Genomic DNA, 25,023 nt, shown 5'->3' with positions numbered 1-25,023 from the left:
GAGCGCCCGCGGTGCCACGTCTTATCCGCCCCGCCCCCCCCCTTTTGGGGGGGGGCCCCCCCCCCCGGCCCCCCCCCCGCCTGTGTCTGCATCCGTTCAGAGTGCCGTGGTGCGAATGTTCGCGAACCGCTGATTAACCGAGCCGCGCATCCGGTGAAGCGGGTGACGAAGCGGCTTTGCCAGGGGGTTTCGACGGCTTTGGGGGCGTAGTTGGCGCGGACGTAGGCGACCGCTTCGGGGGCGGGGACGCCGTCGAGGACGGCGAGGCAGGCGAGGGCGGTGCCGGTGCGGCCGTGGCCGCCGTGGCAGGCGAACTCGACGCGTTCGGTCTCGGCGCGGGCCCAGGCCGTTCGGAGCGCGGTGACGAAAGCGGGCTTGTCGCTGGGGAGGCGGAAGTCGGGCCAGCGGATCCACTCGGACTCCCACGCGACGGCGGGCGGTTCCTTGCCGAGGAGGTAGAGGGCGAAGTCCGGAGTCGGACCTTCTGGGAGCGGCCGGGCGAGCCCGCGACCGCGTACGAGGCGGCCGGAGGGCAGACGGAGGACGCCAGGAGCATCCGGATTCCAGGTTTCCTTCATCCCTTGGAATCTACTGCGCGCCAATGACTCGGGTACCGGCCGAATTGCGGAACGCGCGTGGGTGTGCTCCCTGGCGGCGATGTCCCGTTCAGGACTGCGGCGCGGCCTCCTCAGGAATCTCCCGGAGTTTCCGGAGCGGCGTGCGCAGCAGCGGCACGAAACCGACGAAGAGCATCCCGGCGGCGATCAGCAGCGCGGCACGGGCGCTGAGCACGTCGCCGGTGAAGCCGCCGACGATCGAGCCGACCGCGAGTCCCGCCCAGCAGATCACGCGCTGCGTCGCGCCGACGCGGCCCTGCATGTCGTCCGGGGTGACCGCCTGGCGGTAGCTGATGACGTTCACGTTGAATACGACGATCGACGCCACGAACACCACCTGTCCCGCGAACGCCACCGCCGCGCCCCAGCCTGGACCCGAAGCCGCGACGATCGCCATGCCCGGCCCCGAAACCGCCAGCGCCGCGATCGCAGTCGGGCCGACGCCCGCCTTCTTCGAGATCCGGCCCACGAGCATCGCCCCGAGCACCCCGCCGACACCGGAACCCGCGAGCACGAATCCGGCGACCTCGCTCGACTGGTCCGCCTCGCGGATGAGGAACACCATGAGCATGGCCTGGAACGCCCCGATCGACAGGTTGCACCAGGTGCTCACCAGCAGGATGCTCCGCAGGAGCTTGTCGTGGAAGATGAACTTGACGCCCTGAGCGATCTCAGTCCACAGGTGCGGCTTCTCGGGCTTTTCCGGCTCTTCCTCGCGGTACTTGATCGTCGCGACGGAGAACGCCGACACCGCGAACGACACCACCGCTACGACAATCGCGACCGGCGCGCTCAGCAGCGAGACGAGCGGGCCGGCGGCGAGGGGGCCGCCGGTGTCTGAGGCCGACCTGATCCCCTGGATGCGCGAATTGCCGCTGGCGAGGAGCTTGTTGTCGATCAGCCGGGGGACGTAGCTCGTCTGCGCGACATCGAAGAAGACCGAGGTCAAGCCCAGCAGGAACATCGCCGCGAAGATATGCCAGACCGTCAATGCATCGAGAGCCCATGCGGCGGGGACGCTCAGCATCACCACGCCTCTGAGGATTTCACTCACGACGATGATCGGCTTGTCCCGCAACCGGTCGACCCAGACACCGACCAGAAGCCCGAAGAGCACCAATGCGATCTGGTCCATCGCGTACAGGATCCCGATCTGCGACTCGCTGAGGTCGAGCACGACGACCGCGATGATCGAGATCGAGAAGTACGCGACCTGCAGGCCGATCTGGCTCGCTCCGACGGAAGTGAAGATCCGCAGGTAGTCGGGGTTGCGGAACATGGATGCGGGTTGGGACTGGGGTTTGGGGTCGGGCGGGGCTTCGGGCATCGGGGTGGACCTTCTCGAGAGACGGCGGGTTCGAAGGCGGCGGACAGGGAGTGGGGGTGTGCCGTGGCGATATCAGGCGCCGAACGCGACGAACGGATGCCACGGGCGGTGCTCCCCCACGGCCGCAAGGGCTTCGGCAGGAGTCGCGCCCGCGGCGCAGCGCTGGTGGTACTCGATCATCATGTCGGCGGCCATTTCATCGGGGACCCGAGCCAAGCTCGACACCACGGTCGATGTTCCGGCATGCAGGAGCGCAGCGGTGAAACCGAGGGTCTCGTTTCCGACCTCCACGGTCGACCGGCCGAGGTCGCACGCCGACAAGACCACGTGCGCAGGCGGCTGGTCGAGACCGAGGAGCTCGTACGCGTTGAGCGGGCCGAGCCCGAAGTCCAACCGGGAGAACAGGACGTTGTCCGGTTCGTGGTGTCCGTGCGCGGCGAGGTGCGCTACGGAGGCGCCGTCAAGGGCCTCGAGCACGTTCTCGGGGTCGGACTGCTCGGCGCGGATCACCCTCGCATCTGCATAGAGCGCGCCGACCGATTCGATCTCGCTGTCAGCGCGAACGAGCCGGGGCCCGGCTGCGACGAGCGCGGGGCCGGTGGCCGCGGGCTTGTGGACTGCACGCCACCAGGCCTCGGCGGAAGGGGAGACGGTCACCGGTCGTCCGCGCAGCGGCGGCAGCAGCGGCCACGGAACCCAGGCGAGCCGACTATGCGGCACGATCACGATCTGCCGGTCGCCAATGTACTCGGCCATGGGCTTCCAAATGCCTTCAGCGAGCACGTCCGCATTGCGGCGCATTGCGCTCTCGACACTCTGGCGGAGCCTCGGAGGGTGGTGGAAGGTCCGGCTCAGCGCGTCGAGGTCGGCACCGAGACGCCGTTCGAGCTCGGTCGCCTCGTCCAGCGGCATGAGCTTCACATGCTGGAGCCCGTCACCGCCGGCGAGGACCGCATGGACGAGCCCGTCGACCTGGAACATGTTGACCACCACGGTTTCCCGGGCGACCGCCAGGTCATGGATCTCTCCGGGCACGATCCGGTCCGCCTGCTCCCCCGGGCCGGGTCTGGCGCGGTCGTAATCGCGGATCTCCGCTTCGAGTTCACCGACGCGCGCTGCCGCCGCGCTGGTCTCCTTGCGTTCGATCTGGAGATCCCAGAGTTCCTGGCGCGCTTGGCGGAGCCGACCGAGCGCCTCACGGGCGCCGGGATCCGCCGAGGACTTGACCGGCGGAATCCGAAGCGACTGGGCCCGGGAGCGCTCCGCCCACCACAGCATTTCTGCCGGCTCCCCATGGGAGAAGGCATGGCCGAGGCCGGTGTTGGAGAGCCCGACTCCGAGCGCGGAGACCCCCGCCTGGAATTCGACCGAGCCGAACGCCGTCCGGTACTCGTCTAGGAGATCGAGCCCGGCACGCAGCTCCGGCATCGGGTCCTGGTCGAGTGCGATCGCGAGTTCGGCCCTCGCGAGATACCGGGCCAGGTCCTCCGCGAGTGCGTCGTGCCCCGGCCCGCCGTGCTCCCCTTGGAGCATCTCTGCCACGCCTTCGAGATCGCCCGCCTTGATCCTGGCGCGCGCTGCGAGGATCTTGGCCTGTTCCAGCCGCAGCGTCCAACCGCGCTGCTCCAGCGCCTGGCACAGTCCGACCACCTTCTCGACGAAACCCGGACCCGCCTGGCCGGAGTCGAACCTACCTTGAAGGATCAGGAGTCGCGCGAGGAACGCCATCGGCTCGTTGCCCTGCTTGTAGAGCGAGTCCATCGCTTGAATCGCCCATTGCTCCGCCGATTCGAACCGGTTGTCCTCATATGCGGCGAGCGCCCGCCAGTATTCGGCCATCGCCGCATTCCGCTGGTCCCCCGCGAGTCGCTGTGCGGCGATGGCCTCCTCCCATCGTTCGGCGGCCTGCCGGTACATGCCGACGGAGAAAAGCGCCCCCGCGTACGAAGCGTCGATGAAGGATTCGAGTTCGGGTGCGACGGAGCGGTACTGCTCCCGGACCTTGTCGAATGCCCGCAGTGCCTTGGTGACCTCGCCGAGGTCGAACCAGATCAGCGCCTCGAGGTGGATCGCCTTGGCGCGGTTCACAGGGATGTCGACGCGCTCGTACTGGGCGATCGCACGCTGGATGCTTTCGAGCGCCTTCTCGAGCTCGCCTAGGTCCCGCCACAGGTTGGCCCGGTTGTGAAACAGGGCTGTGTACATGTAGTCCGGCCCATTGGCTTCAAGGTGCGGTTCCGCTTCCTCGAACCAGTGGAGCGCCTGAGAGAGCCTGCCGCTCTGCCAAAGACCCAGTGCGCGCGTGTGAAGCAGGACCCCCCGGTCCGCCGGGGCGGCGAACCCCTCGGCGAGGTCGAGGAGCCGCAGTCCGTCGGCGGTGTCGCCGAGACTCGCGAGGTCGGTCGAGAGGACCATGAGCGCCTTCGCTGTCAATCTCGCTTGAGCGGTGCCGGGTTTCGGAGGAGACTCCGGATTCCATTCAAGGAGCGCCAATGCCTCTTCCAGCACCGCCGCGGATTCCGCGATGCGTCCGCGCCGGTTCAAGCGCTGGCCACGGGTGAAGAGACGCCAAGCGCGGTGAAGCATTCTTCACATGCTACAGCCGCACGGCAGGGGTCACGACGACTGCTGGGAGCCCTTCTCGCTGAAGGGCTTCGTCCGGCCTGATGACCAATTGGAACATTTCATCGTTCGGCAGTCCTTCGAGTGCGAATCGACCGGTCTCATCAGTCGAAGCGCGCCGAGTGCCCTGCGGGCTCCGCACTTCAACCTCATAGGTCCCCTCGGGTCCGATCCATCCGTCGAGCCGTATCTCCTGCACCGCGGAAGGCCGCGGCGTGACCATTACCGTGATCGTCTCGCAGTCGAAGGTGATCGAGGCGGGATCGCCCTGATTCACCGTCAAGCCAGTGTCCCCGCGAGTCAGCGCCATTTCGGTGGGGCGATACACCGAGGCTACTTTGGCGTCCAATGCGGCTTCGAGCTCGAGCACGAACTGCACACGCTCATTCAGATCATTCGGGATTGGATCGTCCCGGTGGTGCAGTTCGTTGATCACCGACATGATCCGCTCGTCGCAGGAGTCCATCGGTTCGAACTCGCCCTGGTTCCCAGTCTCAGGTTTCATCTGCCTCGCGCTCCTCACCTGAAGCCCAGGACGGATCATCCATGAGCGTCTTCCTCAGTTTGTCCAAGCAGCGGCCCCGGGTGGGTCCGATGCTCCCCCTTTTCATCCCGAGAGCCTCGGAGATGTGGTCGTAGTCGGGCCGGGCGACAGCCGATATGAAGGCGAGCAACTGCCGGCACCGTTCGGGCTGTACAAGGAAAGCCCGGCGAACGGCCTCGCGCTCGGCATCTCTGACGATGCCGTCCTCGATGCCCTCGATGACCGGCTCCTGTATGTCAAGCGGATCCGAGACGAGTTCGCGCTTCGCGCGTCCCGCGACCTTCCATGCCTCCCGCTTCACCGTGGTGAGCAGCCACTTGGTCAGCGCGCGAGGCTGGTTCAGCCCGTTCTCGGTGCGCCACAGGCGAAGCCACGCGGTCTGCACCACATCAGCGGCGCTGTCGCGGTCGAGGCCCGCGCGCCGCGCCGCCCGCCAGAGCAGCTCGTTGAGCTCCTCGACGAGGGCGCGCTGTGCGATGCGGTCCCCGGCACGCGCGGCCGTGTAGAGCCGCGCGTGCCGGTCGTAGTCGACCGTGGCCACCGAGTGAGCTGAAGTCGCGTTCATGGTCTCAGGCTAGCGACTCTTCAGCCGCGTCAGCGCCGCGTGCGCACGCTCCGCCGCCTTGACCGAGTCCTGCACTTCCTCCAAGCCGAACTCGGCCATGGAGTTCAGCAGATACGCCGCCGCGACCGGGGCCGCGAACGAGGTGCCGCTCCAGACCGCGTAGCCGGAGGAGAAGTCGTCGAAGTCGTAGGTCTCACGGAAGCGATTGCGCATGGAGGACTTCGAACGTCGCTCCGGTTCCAGCGAGCCCTCGGCCTCGCACGGATACGTGCTCACCAGCCCGGCCCCGGTGGCGTAGCACGAGACCCACGGGCCCTCGTTCGAGAACATCGCGATCTCCAGGTTCGGATTCAGCGCCCCGACGCTCAAGATCGGCGCGGCGTTCTCCGGCTGCCCGTGCGCCGCGTAGGCCGCGGGGTAGAACGGCCGATCCGACGACTGGTTCCCCGCGGCGGCGACCACCGGGACGCCCAGCTTGATCAGCCGGTCCACCGCCCCGCCCATCCAGCCTCCCGGGATGTCGTCGGCTGCTTCGTCCACATAGCCCGTGGCGAGGACGACCACGTCGACCGCGAACACCTCGGCATCGCCGGCACGGGCTGCCTCAACCTGGTCGGCCACGTGGTGAAGTGCGCCGATGATTTCGTGCTCGTAGGAGAGACCGTCGTTGTGAACCACCCGGAGCGAGTACACCTGGACGTCAGGGGACATCTGGCGCAGCAGCCCGGTGATGAAGGTGCCATGGCCGAAGTGGGTGGCGACCTCCCCGATGAGGGTCGGCTCGTGGACCGGGCCGTCCCAGGGGTCGTCGAGCGGCGGCGCGGGCGAGTCGTTGTGCTGGCCGAGCCTGGCCTGGAAGGCGTGGTCGACCACCACGAAGGTGTCCTTGCCTTCGGAGAGGTCGGAAATATCGAAGGCAGGGTGTCCGCTGGGGACGCCGGTGTCCAGCATTGCGACCCGAAGGCGTCGCTCGAGCCTCTTGCGTTCGGGCATCGGGGCGACCATGTCGACCGGCATGCGGCCGATGGAGTGCCTGTGCGGGCCGCCGACGGGGGGCTCAGGCGTACCGACGCTGGGTCCGCCGGTCTTCGAGCAGATCATCAAGTGCTCCAGGCGGACCTTGGCGAGCAGGTCCTCAGGGAGGCTCTCGTCGCTCGTGTCGGTCCTCAGCCGCTGTAGCAGCGACCACGCATCGACACCGGCCTGGTTGCCGTGGCTGCTGACGACCGGGACCCGGAAGGGGCCCTGGCCGGTGACGAGGGCGCTGGCGGACTGGCTCTCCAGCGTCATCCCGGTCGGCTGGATAGCGCCTTCGAGCTTCAGACGCGCTTTGTCGTCATTGATGACCGACTCGTCCACCAGCAGGCGGTCGTAGCGGTAGATCGTGCCGACCGGGGCGGACTGTCCGGCAGTGCGGACGACCTGGCCGGGTGCCAGGACGCGGCCGCCGTGGCGGTCCAGCGTGGAGTACGAAAGCTCGGGGACGCCGCTCATGTGGTCGCGGCGGGGGTTGGGCTTCAGATGGGGTTCGTGATCGGCGAACACCAATCGCATGGGAGCTCCTCTGCTTGTCTCGGGGGTCTATGCGGTTGTTCGGTGAGGAGGGGGATCCTTCGCGATCCATTCTCCTCGCCGGCCGCCATGCGTGGGGGCCACGCAAGGCGCCGATAGGTCGGGAGGCACTCAAGCCCGGAATGCCGCGAACGCCACGGGCTGGACTGGTATCGCGTCATTCACCAGGGAAGAGACCTCCGAGTCCGTTCGGATACAAGAGGTTCCCGAGAAATTCAGGTTGGCACGTTTCGGCGATGCGAGGCTCGTGCGGGGTACGCGAACGGCCGCGGCGGCGGATGTCCGTCGGCGCGGCCGTGTGTCGTTGCGGGACTTACTGCTTGGCGGGTTGGTCCGCGTCTTCGTCGTCTTCGATGATCTCGACGATGGGCTCGTCGTCCCAGGTCTCGATGTCGAACTCGCCGTCGCGGACGCCTTCGACGAAGGCCTCCCATTCGGACGGGGTGTAGATGAGGATGTCGCCCTCGGGGTCTTCGGCCATGCGGAGGGCGACCAGGCCGTTGTCGGCGTAGCCGATCTCGAGCGCGGCGGGCGTGCCGTCCTCGTGGGTGGTGCGTTCCCAACGGGCGGCGGCAGTGTCGAATTCGCCCTTGAGCGGATGCTCACGCTTCGTCATGGGGCAAGCATAAAAGGGCCCGGACCTCGCGGTCCGGGCCCCCTCGGTCGCGACGGGCTAACCCTGATGCGGGTAGCGGTAGTCGGTGGGCGGCAGGAAGTTCTCCTTGATGGAGCGCGGGCTGACCCAGCGGACGAGGTTCTGCCAGGAACCGGCCTTGTCGTTGGTGCCCGAGCCGCGGGAGCCGCCGAAGGGCTGCTGGCCGACGACGGCGCCGGTGGGCTTGTCGTTGATGTAGTAGTTGCCGGCGGCGAAGCGCAGTGCTTCACTCGCACGGGCGATCGCGGCCCGGTCGGTGGCGAAGACCGCGCCGGTGAGCGCGTACGGGGCGATGTCGGCGGCCTGGCGGACGACGGTGTCGAAGTCGTCGTCGTCATAGACGTAGACGCCGTTGATCGGCCCGAAGTACTCGTCGGTGAAGAGCTCGTGGGTCGGGTCGGTGGACTCGATGAGGGTGGGCTTCACGAAGTAGCCCTGGGAGTCGTCAGCCGAGCCACCGGTGATCACCGTGGCCTTCGAGTCGCCTTGCAGGCGTTCGAAGAGCGCGGTGTGCTTGGCGAAGGCGCGGTCGTCGATGACGGCGCCGCCGAAGTTCGCGAAGTCGGTGACGTCGCCGTAGGTGATGTCCTCGGTCATGCCGACCACGATGTCCCGCAGGCCGCTGCGCCACAGCGAGGCCGGGACGTACGTCCGCGAGAGCGCCGAGCACTTCTGGCCCTGGTACTCGTACGCGCCGCGCACCATCGCCACGGCGAGCGACTGGGGCTCCGCGCTCGGGTGGGCGACGATGAAGTCCTTGCCGCCGGTCTCGCCGACGATCCGCGGATACGAGCGGTACCCGGCGATGTTCTGCCCCACGGTCTTCCAGAGGTGCTGGAAGGTCTTGGTCGAGCCGGTGAAGTGGATGCCGCCGAGGTCGGGGTCGAGCAGGGCGACCTCGCTGTGCTCGCCGTAGCCGGTGACCATGTTGATCACGCCCGGCGGCAGGCCGGCGTCGAGGAGCACCCGCATCACGAAGTGCGCCGCGAACTGCTGGGTGGGCGAGGGCTTCCAGACCACGGTGTTGCCCATGATCGCCGGGGCCGTGGGGAGGTTCCCCGAGATCGCGGTGAAGTTGAACGGGGTGACCGCGAGGACGAACCCGTCGAGGGGCCGGTGGTCGGTGCGGTTCCACAGGCCTTTGGAGGAGTTGGGCTGCTGCCGGTAGATGCCCTCGGCGAAGCTGACGTTGAAGCGCAGGAAGTCGATGAGCTCGCACGCGGCGTCGATCTCGGCCTGCGTCGCGGTCTTCGACTGGCCGAGCATGGTCGCGCCGTTGAGGAGGTCGCGGTAAGGGCCGGCGATGAGTTCGGCGGCGCGCAGGAAGATCGCGGCGCGGTCGGCGAAGTCGGTGCGGATCCAGTCGTGGCGGGCGGCCTTGGCGGCGGCCACCGCGTCGGCCCATTCGGCGCTGGTGGCCTCATGGGCGACGCCGAGGACGTGGGCGCGGCGGTGCGGCTGCACGACCTTGATCTCGGCGCCGGTGCCGCGGCGCCACTCGCCGGAGATGTTGAGGTCGAGGTCGAGCTGGGTGCTCGAGAGTTCGGCGAGCGCCTTCTGGAGGCTTTCGCGCTCGGGAGTGCCCGGCGCATACGAATTGACCGGTTCGTTCTCCGGAGTGGGAACCGTAAACAAGGCGTCCATCGCGCCCTCCCGTCGAATCGATGGCTACTGCAGATTTGTGTCTTTGATCAGTAGGCTACAAGATGCGCTGCCTTCTGGCCATCCTCGCATAGTTCAGTGCCCGTGACCTGGTGCGAGATCAATAAAGAACCAAGCGGTGTGATGTAGCCGCCCGAACCGCGATACGTACTCTGGGCTCGTGACTGAAACGCAGGAAGCACAGGCGCAGGAGCACCAGACCGAGCAGCGGGCGGCGGCACCGCCCGGGGTCCGGCCCGGCCGGGTCGCGCTCTGGGTGCTCGGCGCCGCCGCAGTGCTCTCGCTCGCCGGGGTCGTCTTCTCGCTGTACCAGCTCACCGGCATGGCCGACGGCCTCGACGACACCGGCGTGATGCTCCTGGCGAACAGCCTGTTCAGCCCCATCATCGTCACCGCCTTCGCGGGCGCCGTCGCCGGCGTCGTCACGCCCCGGCTGCTCAAGGGCCCGCAGCGGGCCCTGACCGCGCTCGGGTTCACCGTGATCGGACTCGCCGCCGCGATCGTGGCCTACGCGAGCTTCGCCGTCGACGCGTCGATCGCCCTGGTCCTGGCGCTCGTCCTGCTCGGCTCGGCGGTCATCGGCGGACTGTTCGCACTGCCGAGGCGCAGCGTCACCGTCGTCGCCGGGCTCAGCGCGACCCTGCTGCTCCTGGCCCTCATGTTCGCCCGCGGCCTGTTCGAATCGGCCACCTCAGTGAGCCTCTTCTCCGACCCGCTCGACCAGTACGGCGCGCTCGGCCGGACCCTGCCGTTCATCGCAGGGCTCGCCTGCGGCATCTGCGCGTTCCTCTACCTGCGCAAGAAGAAAGCGGGCGTGAAGCTCCTCGGGCACCTGCTCGCCGGGGCGATCCCCGGCGGGATCTGGCTGGTGTCCACGGTCATCGCCCAGATCGGCGTCGAAGTGCTCCTCAGAGTGGGGCTCGACGAAGTCTCGCCGCTCGACAGCGCGTTCCTCGCGCTCAGCTTCCAGTGGCAGTACAACGGCTCGATGACGGCGATGTTCGCCGGCGCGTTCTGCGCCGTGCTCGCCTTCGGGCTGCTGCTGCCGAAGACCGCTAAGCCCAAGGCCGCCAAGAGGTCTTGAAGCTCCGAGGGGGCGTACCAGTCGAGCACGTTCGACTCGATCAGCTCCAGGTCGGGCTCGTCCGAGGCGAGCTCGGCCGCGATCTCCCCGGCCGCCGCGGCATCGTCCATGTGGATCGCCGCCACCTTCTTCAGCTTCACACTGCCGTCGAACGCGGCGGCGGTGCTCCCGGGCTGGTCCGTCACGAGATCGTCAGGGACGTCAGCGGAGATCACCACCCGCCGCGGCGGCTGGCCGGCCAAGAGCCCCACCGAAGCCAGCGCGGCGTCCGCGAACGCCGTGTACTCAAGGTCTTCGACGTCGGCCTGCGGCGCCTCGCGCCTGAGCCAGGCCGTCACCGTGTGGACCGTGCTCGGCTTCACCTCGCCGCTCGCGGCGAGGTGAGCCAGCATCTCCGCGTTCGCGGGCACATAGATACGACGGGTCATGCCCCTAGTTTGCGGCCCCGCCGGGCGCCCCGTGGCAGCGCTTGTACTTCTTGCCCGAACCGCACGGGCAGGGCTCGTTCGGCCCGACCTTCTCGGACTGGCGCTGCTGCGGGTTCGCCTGCTTCGCCGGAGGCGCGGTCGAGGCCTTGCGCGGACCGGCCGAACGAGCGGACTTCGGGGCGACCTTCGCCGCGCCCTTCGTGCCCGCACCGGGCGTCCGCTTCACGGCGCGCTTCTGGCCGGGGACCGGCTTCGGCGGGCGCTTGAACACCGCGCCGTCCTCGGTCGTGGTCTGCTGCTCCACACCGCTCGCGGTGTCCATCGACGGCGCCGACTGCACCAGCATCTCGGGCTTCTTCAACGGCTCGAGGCCGCGGATCTGGGCCTCGGGCTCGGCCGCGGCGCCCTCGGTCTTCTGCTTCAACTCGGCGTTCATGAGGAACCGGACCGACTCCTCCTTGATGCCGTCGAGCATCGTCTGGAACATGTCGAAGGCCTCGCGCTGGTACTCGATCACCGGGTCGCGCTGCGCGTACGCCCGCAGGCTGATGCCCTGCTTGAGGTAGTCCACCTCGTACAGGTGCTCGCGCCACTTCCGGTCGATCGTCTGCAGCAGCACGCGCCGCTCGAGCTTGCGGAGGATCTCCTCGCCGAACTCCTCCTCACGGGCGGCGTAGACGGCGTGCGCGTCCTCCTTCACGGCGGACAGCAGGGTCTCGGCGTCGAGCTCGGAGAGGCCACCGGCCTTCTTCACGACCTCCTTGTGCGAGATCTGGATCGGGTAGAGCTGCTTGAACGCGCTCCACAGCTCGTCCAGGTCCCAGTCCTCGGCGTAGCCCTCGCTCGTCGCGCCCGCGACATAGGCCTCGAGGGTGTCGTCGATGAAGTGCCCGATCTGCTCGGAGACGTCCTCGCCGTTGAGCACCTTGCGCCGCTCGTCGTAGATGACGGTGCGCTGGTTGTTCATGACTTCGTCGTACTTGAGGACGTTCTTGCGGATCTCGCCGTTGTGGCCCTCGATCTGCGACTGCGCCGACTCGATCTGGCGCGACACCATCTTGGAGATGATCGGCACGTCGTCCGGGACGCGCAGCCGGTTCATCATGGCGCGCACCGCATCCGCGTTGAAGCGCTTCATCAGGTCGTCGGAGAGCGAGAGGTAGAACCGCGACTCGCCCGGGTCGCCCTGGCGGCCGGCGCGGCCGCGCAGCTGGTTGTCGATGCGGCGCGACTCGTGGCGCTCGGTGCCCAGCACGTACAGGCCGCCGGCGTCCTTCACTTCCTCGGCCTCGGCCTTGGTGGTCTCCTCGAACTTCTCGAGGGCCTCTTCCCAAGCGGCCGCGTAGGTCTCCTCGTCGGCCTCGTCGATCCCGCGCGCGCGCAGGTCGGCGGCGGCGAGGTACTCGGGGTTGCCGCCGAGCATGATGTCCGTACCGCGACCGGCCATGTTGGTGGCCACGGTGACAGCGCCGCGCTGGCCCGCCTGGGCGATGATGTCGGCTTCCTTCGCGTGGTTCTTCGCGTTGAGCACGTTGTGCGGGATGCCGCGCTTCTTCAGGAAGTGGCCGAGCATCTCGGACTTCTCGACCGAGGTGGTGCCGACGAGGATCGGCTGGCCGGTCTCGTGCCGCTCGGCGATGTCGTCGACGACCGCCTGGAACTTGGCTTCCTCGGTCTTGTAGATGACGTCGGACTGGTCCTTGCGGATCATCGGCTTGTTCGTGGGGATCGGGATGACCCCCATGCCGTAGACGTTGTTGAACTCGGCGGCCTCGGTCTGCGCCGTGCCGGTGATGCCGCCGATCTTCTCGTACATGCGGAAGTAGTTCTGCAGGGTGGTGGTGGCGAACGTCTGGTTCTCCTGCTTGATGTCCACCTTCTCCTTGGCCTCGATGGCCTGGTGGATGCCCTCGTTGAAGCGTCGGCCCGGCAGGACGCGGCCGGTGAACTCGTCGACGATGAGGACTTCGCCGTTCTCGGAGACGATGTACTCGCGGTTGCGCTCGAACAGCTCGTGGGCCTTGATGGCGTTGTTGAGGTAGCCCACCAGCGGGGTGTTCACCGAGTCGTAGAGGTTCTCGATGCCGAGGCGGTCCTCCACGCGGGCGACGCCGCGCTCGGTGATCGCGATGGTGCGCTTGCCCTCGTCGACCTCGTAGTGCTCGTCGCGCTTCATCGAGCGCACGATCTCCGCGAACTCCTTGTACCAGCGCGGCGTGTGCTCGGCGGGGCCGGAGATGATGATCGGGGTGCGGGCCTCGTCGACGAGGATCGAGTCGACTTCGTCGACGAGCGCGAAGTGGTGGCCGCGCTGCACGAGGCCGTCGGCCGAGCTGGTCATGTTGTCGCGCAGGTAGTCGAACGCCAGCTCGTTGTTCGTGGAGTACGTGATGTCGCAGTTGTAGGCCTCGCGGTGCTTCTCCGAGCCCTCGCCTGGGAGGACCACGCCGACGGTGAGGCCGAGGAAGCGGTGGATCTCGCCCATCCACTCCGCGTCGCGTCGCACCAGGTAGTCGTTGACGGTGACCTGGTGCACGCCTTTGCCGGTGAGGCCGTTGAGGTAGACCGGGAGCGTGGAGACGAGGGTCTTGCCCTCACCGGTCTTCATCTCGGCGATGTTGCCCTGGTGCAGGGCCGCGCCGCCCATGAGCTGCACGTGGTAGTGCCGCATCCCGCGGACGCGCTTCGCGGCCTCGCGCACGGTGGCGAACGCCTCGGGCATGAGGTCGTCGGTGGTCTCGCCGTCCTTCAGACGCTCTTTGTACTCGTCGGTGAGCGCGCGCAGCTGCGCGTCGGTCATCGCCTCGTACTCGTCCTCCAAGGAGTCGACCGCATCGGCGATCGCATTGAGTCGCTTGAGCGCACGGCCCTCGCCGGCTCGCAGTACCTTCTCGAACAACGACACGGAAGATCAGCTCCCACAGCAACGTCTCGGCCAAATCGGGTGGATTTCCCGGTCAATAGTACGCGTCGTCGGCGGCTGGCCCCGATGGCAGCCGGTGGGGCAGAATCGAACGCTATGGAACCCGTCACCCTCACCGCCGACGGCCTGCGACTCGTCACGTGGGAGCAGCGGCACATGTCGGATCTCGCGAAGATCTACGCCGACCCCCTCATCGAGCGCTTCCTCGTCATGCCGCTGCCGTGGGCGGGCACCGCCCGCGAGCGCTTCGTGTGGCTGCAGGAGCGGCACTGGCAGAGCGGGAACCCGCGCTGGGCGGTCATCGACGAGGACGGGAGGCTGGCCGGCTCGATGGCGCTCACCAAGTCGTTCCCGTACGAGCTGACGATCACGTACGTGACCGCGCCCTGGGCGCGGGGGCGCGGGGTGGCGCAGCGGGCGATCCGCGCCGCCGTCGAGTTCGGGTTCGAACACCTCGGCGCCAAGCGCATCGCATGGGACGCGATCGTGGGCAACCACGCCTCGCGCCTCGCCGCGATCCGCACCGGCTTCACCGTGGAGGGCATCGCCCGCAACGGGGTGCACCAGCGGGGCGTCTCGAAGGACTGCTGGGTCGGCGGCGTACTGCCCGGCGAGGTGCGCGGGCCCGACGACCCGCCCGCGAACTACGCGATCCTGAAGCGCCAGGCCGGGTTCTTCATGGCCGAGCGGCGCGAGCTGGAGACCGGCGCGGCCGGGCTGCGGCTGCGTCCGCTGCGCGAGACCGACCTGGACGACCTGGCCGCGACCTGCGCGGACGAGGAGGTGCAGCGGTGGGTGGACATGCCCGGCGACTACACCAGGGCGAAGGCCGACCAGTGGTTCGCGTTCGCGCAGGGCGCGTGGGACCGCGGCGAGCGCGTGCTGTTCGCGCTCGCGGACTCGGACGACCGCTACTGCGGCTCGGTCGATCTGGTGCTCAAAGCGCCGGGCGAGGCCGAGATCGGCTACTTCTGCTCGCCGTGGGCGCGCGGGCAGGGCTGGATGACGGCGGCGGTCAAGCGGCTGTGCGGGCTCGGCTTCGAGGATCTGGGCCTGGAGCGGATCGAGTGGCGCGCGGTGGTCGGGAACGAGGCGTCGCGGCGGGTCGCGGAGAAGGCCGGATTCTCCGTCGAGGGGACGCGCAGGCGGACGCGGCACGGCGGGGACGGCCGGGTCGACTCGTGGACCGCGAGCCTCTTCCCTGACGAAATGGGCTGAGCCCCGACGACCTGGGATGAACCGGGCGACCTGAGCGATTCGTGAATCCTGTTCGCCGAATGGTTGACGGGACGGTGTCGTCCCTGCTTGGCTGAGGGCGTGTATGTCTTCGAGCCCGTCGATGCCGCGGCGTTCTCGCTGCGCGTCGCGCCTGAGGACGCGAAGGTCGACTGCGGGTTCGCGCCCGACGCCCTCGCCGTCGGCCCCGAGGACGAGTCGGTCTGGGGCGCGCTCGGCTTCGCCACCGCCGGGAGCACCGTGGGCGTGCGGTACTGGGTCGCGCCCGAGCGGCGCGGCAAGCACCTGGCGGCGGTGATGCTGCGGGCGGTCGCCCCGGGCGTGTTCGCCTCCGGCGCGTCGCGCTTCGAAGTTCGCCCGCCTGTACGCGACCAGGCCGCCATCCGAGCCGCCATGCGGGCAGGGTTCCGGCCCGACGGCGGCGTGGCGCCAGGCGCGGCCTGGGACGGCACCACGGCCCTGACGCTCGGGCTGCTGCCGGGCGACGGGCCGGGCCCGGCGCCGCGGGTGCTGCCGGACCTGCCGGGCGGGACCCTGAGGGACGATCTGATCACACTGCGGCCCTTGACCCCCGACGACTACGAGGCGCACCTGCGGCACCGCTCGCGCCCGGAGGTCTACTCCGGCGCGGTCCTGCCGCTCCCGCCGAGCGAGCTGGAGGCCCGCGAGGTCTGCGAGTGGCGGGCGGCGGTCGAGTGGCTGCGCGGCCGCAGCGCCCTCATGGTCATCGACGACGGCACGGGCTACCAGGGCACGATCGGGCTCTACGACGTGGCGCGCGTGGTCGGAACCGGGATGATCGGCTACGACCTGCGTCCCGAGACGCGCGGGCGCGGGTACGCGACGCGCGCGGTGCGGCTGCTGCGCCGGTGGGCGTTCAAGGAGGTCGGGCTCGACCGGGTGTGGGCGGGGACCGACATCCACAACACCGCGTCGCAGGCGGTCCTGCGGCGCGCCGGGTTCCGGCTCGAAGGCGTCGAACGGGGCGGTCTGCCGACCCTCTCGGGGCGGCGGCGGGACACCCTGTTGTGGGCCTCACTTAGTAGTGATTGACGTGCAACCCAACAGGTAGGGCCGAGCGTCGAAGCTATAGTGGTCCAGTCACTTCGCTTTGTGGAGGAACCCCCTTTGAAGCTCATGCCCGCGCGCGCCTTGGCGGTGCTGTCCCTGCTGCTCCTGGCGGGGGCCTGCAGTGCGCCCCAGACGGGGACGTTCACGCCGGCGCCGATCGTCCCGGTGGTGTCGATGGACGCCGTCGAGGAGCAGGACCCGACGGCGCCGTTCACGCTGTCCGTGGTGGACGGCATCCTCGAAGAGGTCAATGTCACGTCCGACCGCTCCGAGACCATCGACGGCTCGTTCTCGGAGGACCTCACCACCTGGACGTCCGAGGGCATCCTCGACGCCGGGTCCACCCACACGGTGGTGGCGAAGGCCGTCAGCTCCGACGGCACCGTCACCGAGTTCGAGAAGCAGTTCACGACCGAGGCCCGCGAGAGCTCCGGCTTCGAGGTCGCCGACGTCACCCCGGTGGCCGACGGCGAAGAGGTCGGCGTGGGCGCCCCGATCATCGTGACCTTCACCGAGGACGCCCCCGACCGGGCCGCCGTCGAGGGCCTGCTCGTCGTCGAGTCCGAGAAGCCCCACGAGGGCGCTTGGCGCTGGATCGACGACGACACGGTGATCTACCGGACGAAGGAGTACTGGGAAGGGCACCAGACCATCACGTTCACCGCGAACTTCGAGGGCGAGTTCCTCGGCGGCGACACGTGGGGCGGCGAGGACTACACCGCCCAGATGGTCATCGGCGAATCGCAGATCTCCCGCGCCGACCTGGACTCGCACACGATGACCGTCGAGGTCGACGGCGAAGTGGCCCGCGAGATCCCGATCAGCGGCGGCAACGGCGAGGAGTTCGAGTACTACACCGCCACCGGCACGCACCTGGTGATGGAGAAGTTCGAGAAGAAGACCATGGTCTCCCCCGGCAAGGAGGAGGGCGACGAGGGCTACTACTCGACGGACGTCAACTGGGCCACCCGCATCAACGCCACCGGCGAGTTCGTGCACGGCGCCCCGTGGAACGGCAGCCTGGGCGAGGCGAACCTCTCGCACGGGTGCCTGAACGCCAGCGAGTCCGACGCCGAGTGGTTCTACCACATGGCGCAGCGCGGCGACCCGGTCGAGGTCGTGGGCGACTCCTCCCCGCGCGAGATGCCGTGGGACAACGGCTGGGGCTACTGGGTGCTGTCCTTCGACGAGTGGAAGGAAGGCTCGGCCCTCTAGGCCCGGCGAATTCCCCGCAGCGACAAGCGAATGAACATGGATCGAGGCCCCGGGCTCGCGCCCGGGGCCTCGTCCGGTCCGGATGCCACCCCTCAACAACATCCGGGCCGAAGAGGAAAGTCCCCCCTCTTCAACGGTGCCGGGTGTGCGGCACCGCGGTCCTGGTCAGAGGTCGAGCCGCAGCAGGCCGTAGTCGAAGGCCCGGCGGCGGTAGACGACCGACGGGCGGCCGCTCTCCTTGTCGTGGAACAGGTAGAAGTCGTGCCCGACGAGCTCCATGTTCTGGAGTGCGTCGTCGACGGTCATCGGCTCGCCCGGGTGGATCTTCTCGCGCACGATCCGGCCGGGCAGGTGGTCCTCGACGAGGCCGTCGAAGTGGTCGACGTCCTCGGAGATGAAGTGGGCCGAGGCCGCGTCCTTCGTTTCGGGCTCGGCGAGCAGGGTGCCGTTCACGTTGTTGCCGTTGGAGGTCGCCTGCGCCACCGACATGGGGGCCTTCGTCCCTCCACGATGGACGCGCTTGCGATCGGTGTTCTTGCGGAGCTGGTGGCCGAGCTTGGTCACGGCGAGTTCGAACGCGGACCGGAAGTCCCCCGCGCAGGCCTCGGCACGCATGACCGTCCCCTTGGGACGGCAGGTGATCTCGACTCGCTGGGCGTGGTCGGCCTGGCGCGGATTGGGCTCGTGATAGAGCTCGACGTCGATATCGATCGCCTCCCCGTCGTAACGGGCGAGGTACTTGGCGATCTTCGATTCGATCTTCTCCTCGACGAGCTCGCGGTAGTGGTCGGGGACCTCCACGTTGCGACCCTTGACGACGATGTCCACCTCTGAACCTCCCAGGTGCATCCCGCGTCTGGCGGCGGTGATGCGAACGAAGTTGTGCGTGCTGGGTCCGGAGCCGATGGTCCGGTACGGCGGAAGCAGCGACCTCCTCTCACGGGTGGAACGACCTGGGGTTCCGCGCCTCAGTTATTGGGGGCGTTCACCTTTGAGCCATCTGGCCTCTGTCGTCTCGTTACCGATCTGAGATTTCGAGACTATCCCTTCGTTCACCGAAAGTCGACCCTTCGGCTACCGGAATTCTCCAATGGGAATGGGCACGCGCGCGCGAGATTCGGCGGACCGGAGACAACTCTTCGCATTCGCGGCCGAAGCGGCGACTAACGGCTTGTCGCCTTGCCGACAGCGAGAGGGGTACCCGGCAGCATCGCCCCGTGAACCACTCCCGCCACGCTCATGCGGCGGCGACCGCGATCGCGGCGGGCACGTGTACGCCCGCGCCGCGCAGGATCGCGGCCGCGGCGCCGAGCGTCGCGCCCGTGGTGACGATGTCGTCCACCAGGATCGCGGGGCGGCGCAGCGCGGCGAGGGCCGCGAGGCGGCGCGGGACGGCGTGGAGGCTCGCCCGCGCGTGGGCGGCGCGCTGCCGCGGGCTGAGGCCCACCGAGTCGGGCCGGGGCCGGGCCCGCAGCACCGGGCGGAGGTCGCCGAGGCCCGCGCAGGCATGGGCCACGTGGTCGAAGCCGCGGGCGCGGCGGGCGGCGCGGGTGGGCGGGACCGGGACGAGCACGGCGCCGGGGACCTCCTCGGTCACGACCGCCAGCGCGCGGGCCAGGAGCACGCCGAGTGCGGGGGCGAGTTCGCGGCGGGAGCGTTCCTTGTATTCGTTGAGCGCTTCAGCGAGCGTTCCGGCGTAGGGCCCGCCCGCGACGACCGGCGGCGCGGTGCGCAAGGCCGTTGAGGCGAGGAGGGGGCGGAGGGCGAGCAGGTCGGCGGCGCAGTCGGCGCACAGACCGCTGCCCGCCGCCGGCGCGCTCCGGCAGGAGGCGCAGGCGGCGGGCAGGAACAGGTCCCGTGCGTCCTCGGTGAGTCTCACCGGGGACTAACGAGGGTCAGGCCCGGAGGGTCACCGCGGGCGGGATGCGGCTGGCGCGCCAGGCGGGGTAGACGCCGGCGACGACGCCCACGACCGCGCCGATGATCGGTCCGGCGGCGAACAGCATCGGGTCGAACACGATCTGCCAGTCGCGGTAGAGCGAGACGATCGCGGTGACGTTGACGCCGAGCACCGTGCCGAAGAGGCCGCCGATGAGTCCGATGAGGGTCGATTCCCACACGAACTGCATGGCGACCGCCCGTCGGGCGGCGCCGACGGCGCGGCGCAGGCCGATCTCGCTGCGGCGCTCCATGACCGAGACGAGCGCGGTGTTGGAGACCGAGACGGCGCCGATGACGAGCGAGACGCCCGCGAGGCCGAGCAGGAGGGCCTGCATCTCGTTCTCCACGCCTTTGCGGAAGTTCCGCAGGTCCGAGGGCTTGGTGATCGAGAGGTTCTCGGCGCCTTCGGGGAAGACCGCGGTCGGGGCGGTCTTGGCGACCTTGTCGGCGGCGCCCAGGTCGGTGCGGATGAAGACCTCCGCGGCCCCGTATTCGGGGTCGGCGGCGGTGCACGGAGTGGGCGGGATGATCACGGCGCCGGTGAGCTTGGCTTCGCCTTCGGGCGCGGTGTAGATGCCGACGAGGGCGTACTCCTCGCCGTTGAGGTAGATCATCGGGCCGCCTTCGAGCGAGGCGTAGCCGAGGTCGCGGGCGGCGGACTCGTCGACGACGGCGACCTTGTCGTCGCGGGAGACGTGTCCGATGTCGAAGGCCGCGCCTTCGACGAAGGTGAAGCCGAAGGCGTCCATCGCGCCGGGTTCCATGCCGAAGACCGGCACGTCGCGCACGTAGTCCTGGGACTCGGTGCGGGAGGCCTGCCGCTCTTCGCCTGAGGCGCAGAAGATGCCGGCGTCCTGGACGCCGATGATCTCCCGGACCCGCTCGCTGGACTCCAATGTGGGCGCGAAGCCGGCGTCGCGCATGTTGTTGGAGAACGAGACGGTGACCTGAGTGGCCTCGGTGGCGTTGAAACGCTCGGCGATGGCCGCGGCCGAGGTGGACGAGAGGCCCACGGTGGCGACGGTGGCGGCGATGCCGAGTGCGATGCCGATCGCGGTCATCCAGGTGCGCATGGAGCGGCCGCGCAGGGACTGGAACGCCTCGTAGGCGATGCCCATGCTGCGGACTCCGAAGCGGCCCTGCCGTTTCGGCGCTGCGGCCTTGGCGGCCTTCCGCTCCGCCTTGGCCGCCCGCTTGGCGGCTCGGCGGCCTTTGCGGCCGCGCGGTTCGGCCCCGACCGCTTCACTTTCCTCCGCGGAGACGTACTCCAGGAGTTCGGTGTCGGTCTCGGGTTCGCGGCGCTTCCGGGCCATCAGGCGTTTTCCCGGTCGCGCCAGGCGATCACGACCTCGTCGTCTTTGGCGAGCTCTCCGTCCACGGCCTCGACGACGCCGCGTCCCTCGTGGCGGAGGGTCACGTTGACTTCGACGTGGCGCTCCTTCTGGTCCTCGCCGTCGACGACGGTGAGCATGGTGCGGTCCTCCGCGTCGGTCCACAGTGCGGAGAGCGGGACGATGAGCGCGTCCTCGGCGGAGCGGGCGCGGACGAGCGTGACCTCCTGCTCCTCGCCGGGGGCGAGGTCCTCGATGCCCTCGATCTTGTCGGCGTCGAATTCGAAGACCGCGTAGGTGACTTCGACGGGCTCCGGCTCGCCTTCGCCTTCGTAGAAGTCGCCGCCTTCCTCGGGGGCCTCCTCGCGGGTCTCGAGCTCGAACGCGCCGACCTCCTGGCCCTCCATCGGGCCGTCGCCGAATTCGAGTTCGGCGTCGCCGCCGAGCTTCGAGAGCTCCGAGGCGACCTCTTCATCGAGCTTCGCCTCGAGCTTCCAGTCGCCGGAGGCGAGCACCATGACGGGCTCTTCGGTGCCGACGGGCGCGGACTGCTTGGCGTTGATCTTGCCGACCTGCATGGGCAGGTCCGGCAGGAACACGACCTCCGAGGAGGGCACGATCACGCGCTCCACAGTGGTGGCCTGGCCGCCGCCGGTGTTCTCGGCCTCCTCGTCGCCCTCGCCCCCGGGGGGCACCTCTTCCTCGCCCTCGGTGGTCTCGTCGGGGACCTCTTCAGAGGTCGTGGCGTGGTCGTAGCCGGCGTGGTCGTAGAGCTTCTTGACGTCCGAGACGGTCCGGGCGTCGAACGTGCCGGTCTTCGGGGTGCCGTAGATCTGCTGGAGCGCGAGCTGCAGCTGCTCCACGTCGGGCCCGGTGTCGCCCTCCTTGAGGTCCCGGTAGGCGGGCACGTCGCCCTCGAGGGCGATCATCGGGCGGCCGGAGACCTCCAAGAGGACGGTGCCGGCCTTCACCTCGTCGCCGACCTTGAGCGGGAGCTTCGAGGCCAGGGCGGTCTCGATCCCTTCGGGTGCGGCCGGGGCCGGGACGGGGAAGTCCCCGGTGCGGTCGAGGACCGCGTCGAATTCGAGTGTGTCGATCAGCTGGTCCTGGTCGACCCGGACGGTGATCACACTGTCCTCGGGTTCGGCCGTCTCCTCGGCGCGCTGCGCCGGGGTGCGCGCCTGGAGCGCGAAGTACCAGGCGGTGCCGGTGGCGCCGAGCAGCGCCAGGGCGAGCACCCCGCTGACGACATGGCTTTTCTTGAGCCGCATGTTTGTGTCCTCCTCCACCGCCAAGACGCGTGGAAGGAAGGGTCCAGTTGCGGCCGAATCATCTCGATTCGGTAACGCCCCTTGCGGGGCCCGGCCTCAGTTGTTCAACCCGACGGATTTCATGCGGTCCTGGTGCGCGCGCGTCAGCCTGCGCAGCAGCGCGTCGAGGGTGCCGCCGTCGCCCACGATGATCGCGGTGAGGCGCTCGTTGGCGGCGGCCACGCCCTGGGCGCGGTTGATGCCCTCGCCGACGAGGCGGCGGGCCCACAGCGAGAGGCGGCCGGTGACGGCGGGGTCGGCCTCGACGGCGGCGCGGATCTCGTCGGCTGCCAGGTCGGAGGCACCGGTCTCGGCGAGGACGCTCTCGATGAGGAGCCGGTCCTTGTCGTCGAGTCCGGCGGAGACGACGCGGAAGAAGTCGTCGGCGACGGCGTCGCCGAGGTAGACCTTCACCAGCGCCTCGAGCCAGTCGCGCGGCGAGGTGGAGGCGTCGAAGGACCGGAAGGCCTCTTTGAACGGGGCCATGGCCTCGCCGGGGTCGGCGCCGAGCTCCTGCAGGCGGTCGGCGAGGAGCCGGTAGTTGCGAATCTCACCCACGGCCGCCTCCGAGAGGGCGGCCCGGCGGCCGAGGTCGGGCGCGAGACGCGCGTCGTAGACCATCCGTTCGAACGCGAGCAGTTCGCCGAGGGCAAGCAGCCCAAGGAGATCGATGACGGCCTCGCGGCTGGGGGCCGTTGCGGCGGGAACCGGGTCGTCGGACTGCGCGGCGGGATCAGTTGTCTCGGACACGGGGGCAGGTTACCACTGGCCCGGAGTGGCCTTCGCCTTCGCGGGGCTGTCGCGAACCGGACCGATACACGCGTCTTCGCAGGTCGGCACGGCCCCGAACGGGTGAGTCCGCCCACCTTGGGGGCCTGACCGCAGCGTCGCTCCGAGACGGAGGTGCGTCCGGGGCGTACGATGGACGGGAGCGACCGCGGCCATCTGGTGGCAGTCCCCTCGACGAAGCTCGCGAATCCTATTCGGCAATGCGAGAGCGGCGATGCGAGAGCGGTCCTCGAACGCGGTACCGGCGCCACGCGCCGGACCGCTCCTGCGAAGCGGCGACTTCCCGAATCCGGCGGTCGTCGCCGCTGTATGACGAGACTGAATGTGGCGCCGAGTTCCCCGGATCTGGTGACGTCCTCCGCCACGAGGTGAACAGAGTGAACGAAGTGAACAACGACCGGCCCAAGAACGAGGGGCCGACCTTCGCCCAGCTGGGCGTCAGAGAAGAGACCGTCGAAGCGCTTGCGGCGCTTGGCATCGAACGGGCCTTCGCCATCCAGGAGTACGCGATCCCCATCGCACTCCGCGGCTCCGACATCATCGGCCGCGCCCCCACCGGCACCGGCAAGACCTTCGGGTTCGGCCTGCCTATCATCGACCGGATCGTCTCCGCCGAGGAGGGCGCGAGCGGCAAGCCGCAGGCGCTGATCCTGGTCCCGACCCGCGAACTGGGCCTCCAGGTCGCACGCGACCTCGAGGACGCGGGCAAGACCCGCGGCATCCGGGTCCTCCCGATCTACGGCGGACGGGCCTACGAGCCCCAGGTCGAGGCGCTCAGGGCGGGCGTCGACATCATCGTCGGCACCCCGGGACGGCTCCTGGACCTGTACAAGTCCAAGCACATCAAGCTCGACGCGATCGCGCACTGCGTGCTCGACGAGGCCGACCGCATGCTCGACCTCGGCTTCTCCGAGGACGTCGAGAAGATCCTCAAGCTCCTCCCCGAGGAGCGCCAGACGATGCTGTTCTCGGCGACGATGCCCGACACGATCATGTCGCTCTCGCGCCGCCACATGCACCGGCCCATGACCGTCGCCGCCGACGTGACCGGCCCGGACCAGGAGGCGGCCAACAACACCCGCCAGCTGGTCTACATGACCCACGCGCTCAACAAGGTCGAGGTCACCGCCCGCATCCTGCAGGCGCGCGAGCGCGGCCTGACGATCCTGTTCTGCCGCACCAAGCGCGCGGCGCAGAAGCTCGCCGACGAACTGGACTTCCGCGGTTTCGCGGTCGGCTCGGTCCACGGCGACCTGGGCCAGAACGCCCGCGAGCGGGCCCTCCGGGCCTTCCGCTCCGGGAAGATCGACGTGCTGGTGGCGACCGACGTGGCCGCCCGCGGCATCGACGTCCCCGACATCACGCACGTGATCAACTACGACTCGCCCGAAGAGGCCGAGACGTACGTGCACCGCATCGGCCGCACCGGCCGCGCGGGCGCCACCGGCATCGCGGTCACCTTCCTCACGTGGGAGGACCTGCCGCGCTGGAAGATCATCGTCAAGGCCAACAACCTCGACATCGGCGAACCGGTGGAGACGTACCACACGTCCGACCACCTGTACACGGACCTTGACATCCCCGAAGGGGCGCCGTCGGCGCTCCCGAGCGAGCTCCGCAAGCGCGACGGCCTCAGCGCCGAGCGCGAGGAGAACGTCGAGGGCGACAGCCGCAAGTCCGGTCGCGGCCGGGGCCGCGGACGCGGTGACCGCGAGCGCGGTCGCGGTGGGAACGACCGCGGCGGCAGCGACCGCCGCGGCGGCGGCCGCTCCGGCGGGCGCAGCGAGGGCTCTGGCGAGCGCACTGCGGCCTCCAGCGAACGCATCACGGTCGACGACAGCGGCTCGGTCGTGGGCGGCTCAGCGGACGGCGGCGAGGCTCCGGCCCCCCGCAGCCGCCAGCGCCGCCGCATCCGCACCGAAGGCGAAGGGGCCGAAGCGAAGGCACCGCGCGAGTCCGCGCCCGCGGCCGAGAGCGCCCCGAGCGCCGACGCCGAAGGCGACGCCCCCCGCCGGCGACGCCGTCGCCGCCGCCCCACGGGCGGCAGCGACCGCCAGACCAGCGCCGAATAGGCGAAAGCCAGAGCACAACGGCTCGGCCCGCCGGATCCGATCGGATCCGGCGGGCCGAG

General features: G+C 69.2%; 18 protein-coding genes and 2 pseudogenes. 5 read left to right on the top strand and 15 right to left on the bottom strand.

The window, feature by feature from the left end:
- Positions 1–155 precede the first annotated feature (155 nt).
- From O1R50_RS03020 to pruA, 8 genes and pseudogenes are all read right to left on the bottom strand, one after another.
- Positions 156–578, bottom strand: a pseudogene (locus O1R50_RS03020) (protein-tyrosine phosphatase family protein); the annotation flags it as partial.
- 88 nt (positions 579–666) lie between these two features.
- Positions 667–1,944, bottom strand: a complete 1,278-nt coding sequence (locus O1R50_RS03015; RefSeq protein WP_270108380.1) for an MFS transporter — start codon at positions 1,942–1,944, stop codon at positions 667–669.
- A 72-nt stretch (positions 1,945–2,016) separates the two neighbouring features.
- Positions 2,017–4,530, bottom strand: coding sequence for a CHAT domain-containing protein (locus O1R50_RS03010; protein ID WP_270108379.1), 2,514 nt, complete (start codon positions 4,528–4,530; stop codon positions 2,017–2,019).
- Between the two features lie 10 nt (positions 4,531–4,540).
- A complete protein-coding gene (locus O1R50_RS03005) occupies positions 4,541–5,071 on the bottom strand; it encodes a hypothetical protein (RefSeq protein ID WP_270108378.1) in 531 nt (176 codons plus the stop codon).
- On the bottom strand, positions 5,061–5,675 hold the full coding sequence (locus tag O1R50_RS03000; protein ID WP_270108377.1) for an RNA polymerase sigma factor: 615 nt from the start codon (positions 5,673–5,675) through the stop codon (positions 5,061–5,063). The genes O1R50_RS03005 and O1R50_RS03000 overlap by 11 nt, the downstream gene beginning before the upstream one ends.
- A 9-nt stretch (positions 5,676–5,684) precedes the next feature.
- A complete protein-coding gene (locus tag O1R50_RS02995) occupies positions 5,685–7,229 on the bottom strand; it encodes a S8 family peptidase (protein WP_270108376.1) in 1,545 nt (514 codons plus the stop codon).
- A 331-nt stretch (positions 7,230–7,560) separates the two neighbouring features.
- The gene (locus O1R50_RS02990) at positions 7,561–7,863 is read right to left on the bottom strand and encodes a DUF397 domain-containing protein (protein ID WP_270108375.1); all 303 of its coding nucleotides are present in this window, start codon (positions 7,861–7,863) and stop codon (positions 7,561–7,563) included.
- A 57-nt stretch (positions 7,864–7,920) separates the two neighbouring features.
- Complete coding sequence (gene pruA, locus O1R50_RS02985) at positions 7,921–9,546, bottom strand: L-glutamate gamma-semialdehyde dehydrogenase (RefSeq protein WP_270108374.1); 1,626 nt, start codon at positions 9,544–9,546, stop codon at positions 7,921–7,923.
- Positions 9,547–9,724: 178 nt separating this feature from the next.
- Here pruA and O1R50_RS02980 point away from each other — a divergent pair, with 178 nt between their 5' ends.
- Entirely contained in the window at positions 9,725–10,648 is a 924-nt protein-coding gene (locus O1R50_RS02980) for a hypothetical protein (protein WP_270108373.1), read from the top strand.
- Positions 10,649–10,695: 47 nt separating this feature from the next.
- Here O1R50_RS02980 and O1R50_RS26220 read toward each other — a convergent pair.
- Positions 10,696–11,040, bottom strand: a pseudogene (locus O1R50_RS26220) (DUF6912 family protein); the annotation flags it as partial.
- Positions 11,041–11,080: 40 nt separating this feature from the next.
- Positions 11,081–13,981 carry a preprotein translocase subunit SecA gene (gene secA, locus O1R50_RS02970; protein ID WP_270108371.1) on the bottom strand — a complete coding sequence of 967 codons (2,901 nt, stop codon included), beginning with the start codon at positions 13,979–13,981 and terminating at the stop codon, positions 11,081–11,083.
- 114 nt (positions 13,982–14,095) lie between these two features.
- On the opposite strand from secA, the gene O1R50_RS02965 reads away from it, so the two are divergent.
- The 3 genes from O1R50_RS02965 (at position 14,096) to O1R50_RS02955 (ending at position 17,521) form a co-directional block, all read left to right on the top strand.
- Positions 14,096–15,217 carry a GNAT family N-acetyltransferase gene (locus O1R50_RS02965; RefSeq protein ID WP_270108370.1) on the top strand — a complete coding sequence of 374 codons (1,122 nt, stop codon included), beginning with the start codon at positions 14,096–14,098 and terminating at the stop codon, positions 15,215–15,217.
- A gap of 99 nt (positions 15,218–15,316) precedes the next feature.
- Positions 15,317–16,288, top strand: a complete 972-nt coding sequence (locus tag O1R50_RS02960) for a GNAT family N-acetyltransferase (protein WP_270108369.1) — start codon at positions 15,317–15,319, stop codon at positions 16,286–16,288.
- An 84-nt stretch (positions 16,289–16,372) separates the two neighbouring features.
- Positions 16,373–17,521: a L,D-transpeptidase gene (locus O1R50_RS02955; protein ID WP_270108567.1), complete on the top strand. Its 1,149-nt coding sequence runs from the start codon at positions 16,373–16,375 to the stop codon at positions 17,519–17,521.
- A 165-nt stretch (positions 17,522–17,686) separates the two neighbouring features.
- Here the strand turns inward: O1R50_RS02955 and hpf are convergent, their stop codons facing one another.
- From hpf to O1R50_RS02930, 5 genes are all read right to left on the bottom strand, one after another.
- Positions 17,687–18,349 (bottom strand): ribosome hibernation-promoting factor, HPF/YfiA family, encoded by a 663-nt coding sequence (gene hpf / locus O1R50_RS02950; RefSeq protein ID WP_270108368.1) that lies wholly within the window; start codon positions 18,347–18,349, stop codon positions 17,687–17,689.
- A gap of 409 nt (positions 18,350–18,758) precedes the next feature.
- Complete coding sequence (locus O1R50_RS02945; protein WP_270108367.1) at positions 18,759–19,400, bottom strand: ComF family protein; 642 nt, start codon at positions 19,398–19,400, stop codon at positions 18,759–18,761.
- Between the two features lie 16 nt (positions 19,401–19,416).
- Positions 19,417–20,775: an ABC transporter permease gene (locus tag O1R50_RS02940; protein ID WP_270108366.1), complete on the bottom strand. Its 1,359-nt coding sequence runs from the start codon at positions 20,773–20,775 to the stop codon at positions 19,417–19,419.
- A complete protein-coding gene (locus O1R50_RS02935; protein ID WP_270108365.1) occupies positions 20,775–22,064 on the bottom strand; it encodes a peptidoglycan-binding domain-containing protein in 1,290 nt (429 codons plus the stop codon). The genes O1R50_RS02940 and O1R50_RS02935 overlap by 1 nt, the downstream gene beginning before the upstream one ends.
- 96 nt (positions 22,065–22,160) lie before the next feature.
- Positions 22,161–22,853, bottom strand: a complete 693-nt coding sequence (locus tag O1R50_RS02930) for a ferritin-like fold-containing protein (protein WP_270108364.1) — start codon at positions 22,851–22,853, stop codon at positions 22,161–22,163.
- Between the two features lie 239 nt (positions 22,854–23,092).
- Between O1R50_RS02930 and O1R50_RS02925 the strand changes: the two genes are divergently transcribed.
- Positions 23,093–24,964 carry a DEAD/DEAH box helicase gene (locus O1R50_RS02925; RefSeq protein ID WP_408612583.1) on the top strand — a complete coding sequence of 624 codons (1,872 nt, stop codon included), beginning with the start codon at positions 23,093–23,095 and terminating at the stop codon, positions 24,962–24,964.
- Positions 24,965–25,023 lie beyond the last annotated feature (59 nt).

The sequence above is a fragment of the Glycomyces luteolus genome, from assembly GCF_027622875.1.
Lineage (GTDB): Bacteria > Actinomycetota > Actinomycetes > Mycobacteriales > Micromonosporaceae > Glycomyces > Glycomyces luteolus.
Note: the sequence above shows the minus strand (reverse complement) of the source record. Positions and strands in the feature narration are given on the sequence as shown.

What these genes read in the sequence shown, in the direction of transcription:
- O1R50_RS03015 (WP_270108380.1), bottom strand. Translation starts at nt 1,944, where the DNA reads ATGCCCGAAGCCCCGCCCGACCCCAAACCCCAGTCCCAACCCGCATCC.
- O1R50_RS03010 (WP_270108379.1), bottom strand. Translation starts at nt 4,530, where the DNA reads ATGCTTCACCGCGCTTGGCGTCTCTTCACCCGTGGCCAGCGCTTGAAC.
- O1R50_RS03005 (WP_270108378.1), bottom strand. Translation starts at nt 5,071, where the DNA reads ATGAAACCTGAGACTGGGAACCAGGGCGAGTTCGAACCGATGGACTCC.
- O1R50_RS03000 (WP_270108377.1), bottom strand. Translation starts at nt 5,675, where the DNA reads ATGAACGCGACTTCAGCTCACTCGGTGGCCACGGTCGACTACGACCGG.
- O1R50_RS02995 (WP_270108376.1), bottom strand. Translation starts at nt 7,229, where the DNA reads ATGCGATTGGTGTTCGCCGATCACGAACCCCATCTGAAGCCCAACCCC.
- O1R50_RS02990 (WP_270108375.1), bottom strand. Translation starts at nt 7,863, where the DNA reads ATGACGAAGCGTGAGCATCCGCTCAAGGGCGAATTCGACACTGCCGCC.
- pruA (WP_270108374.1), bottom strand. Translation starts at nt 9,546, where the DNA reads ATGGACGCCTTGTTTACGGTTCCCACTCCGGAGAACGAACCGGTCAAT.
- O1R50_RS02965 (WP_270108370.1), top strand. Translation starts at nt 14,096, where the DNA reads ATGGAACCCGTCACCCTCACCGCCGACGGCCTGCGACTCGTCACGTGG.
- O1R50_RS02955 (WP_270108567.1), top strand. Translation starts at nt 16,373, where the DNA reads ATGCCCGCGCGCGCCTTGGCGGTGCTGTCCCTGCTGCTCCTGGCGGGG.
- O1R50_RS02940 (WP_270108366.1), bottom strand. Translation starts at nt 20,775, where the DNA reads ATGGCCCGGAAGCGCCGCGAACCCGAGACCGACACCGAACTCCTGGAG.
- O1R50_RS02935 (WP_270108365.1), bottom strand. Translation starts at nt 22,064, where the DNA reads ATGCGGCTCAAGAAAAGCCATGTCGTCAGCGGGGTGCTCGCCCTGGCG.
- O1R50_RS02925 (WP_408612583.1), top strand. Translation starts at nt 23,093, where the DNA reads ATGCGAGAGCGGCGATGCGAGAGCGGTCCTCGAACGCGGTACCGGCGC.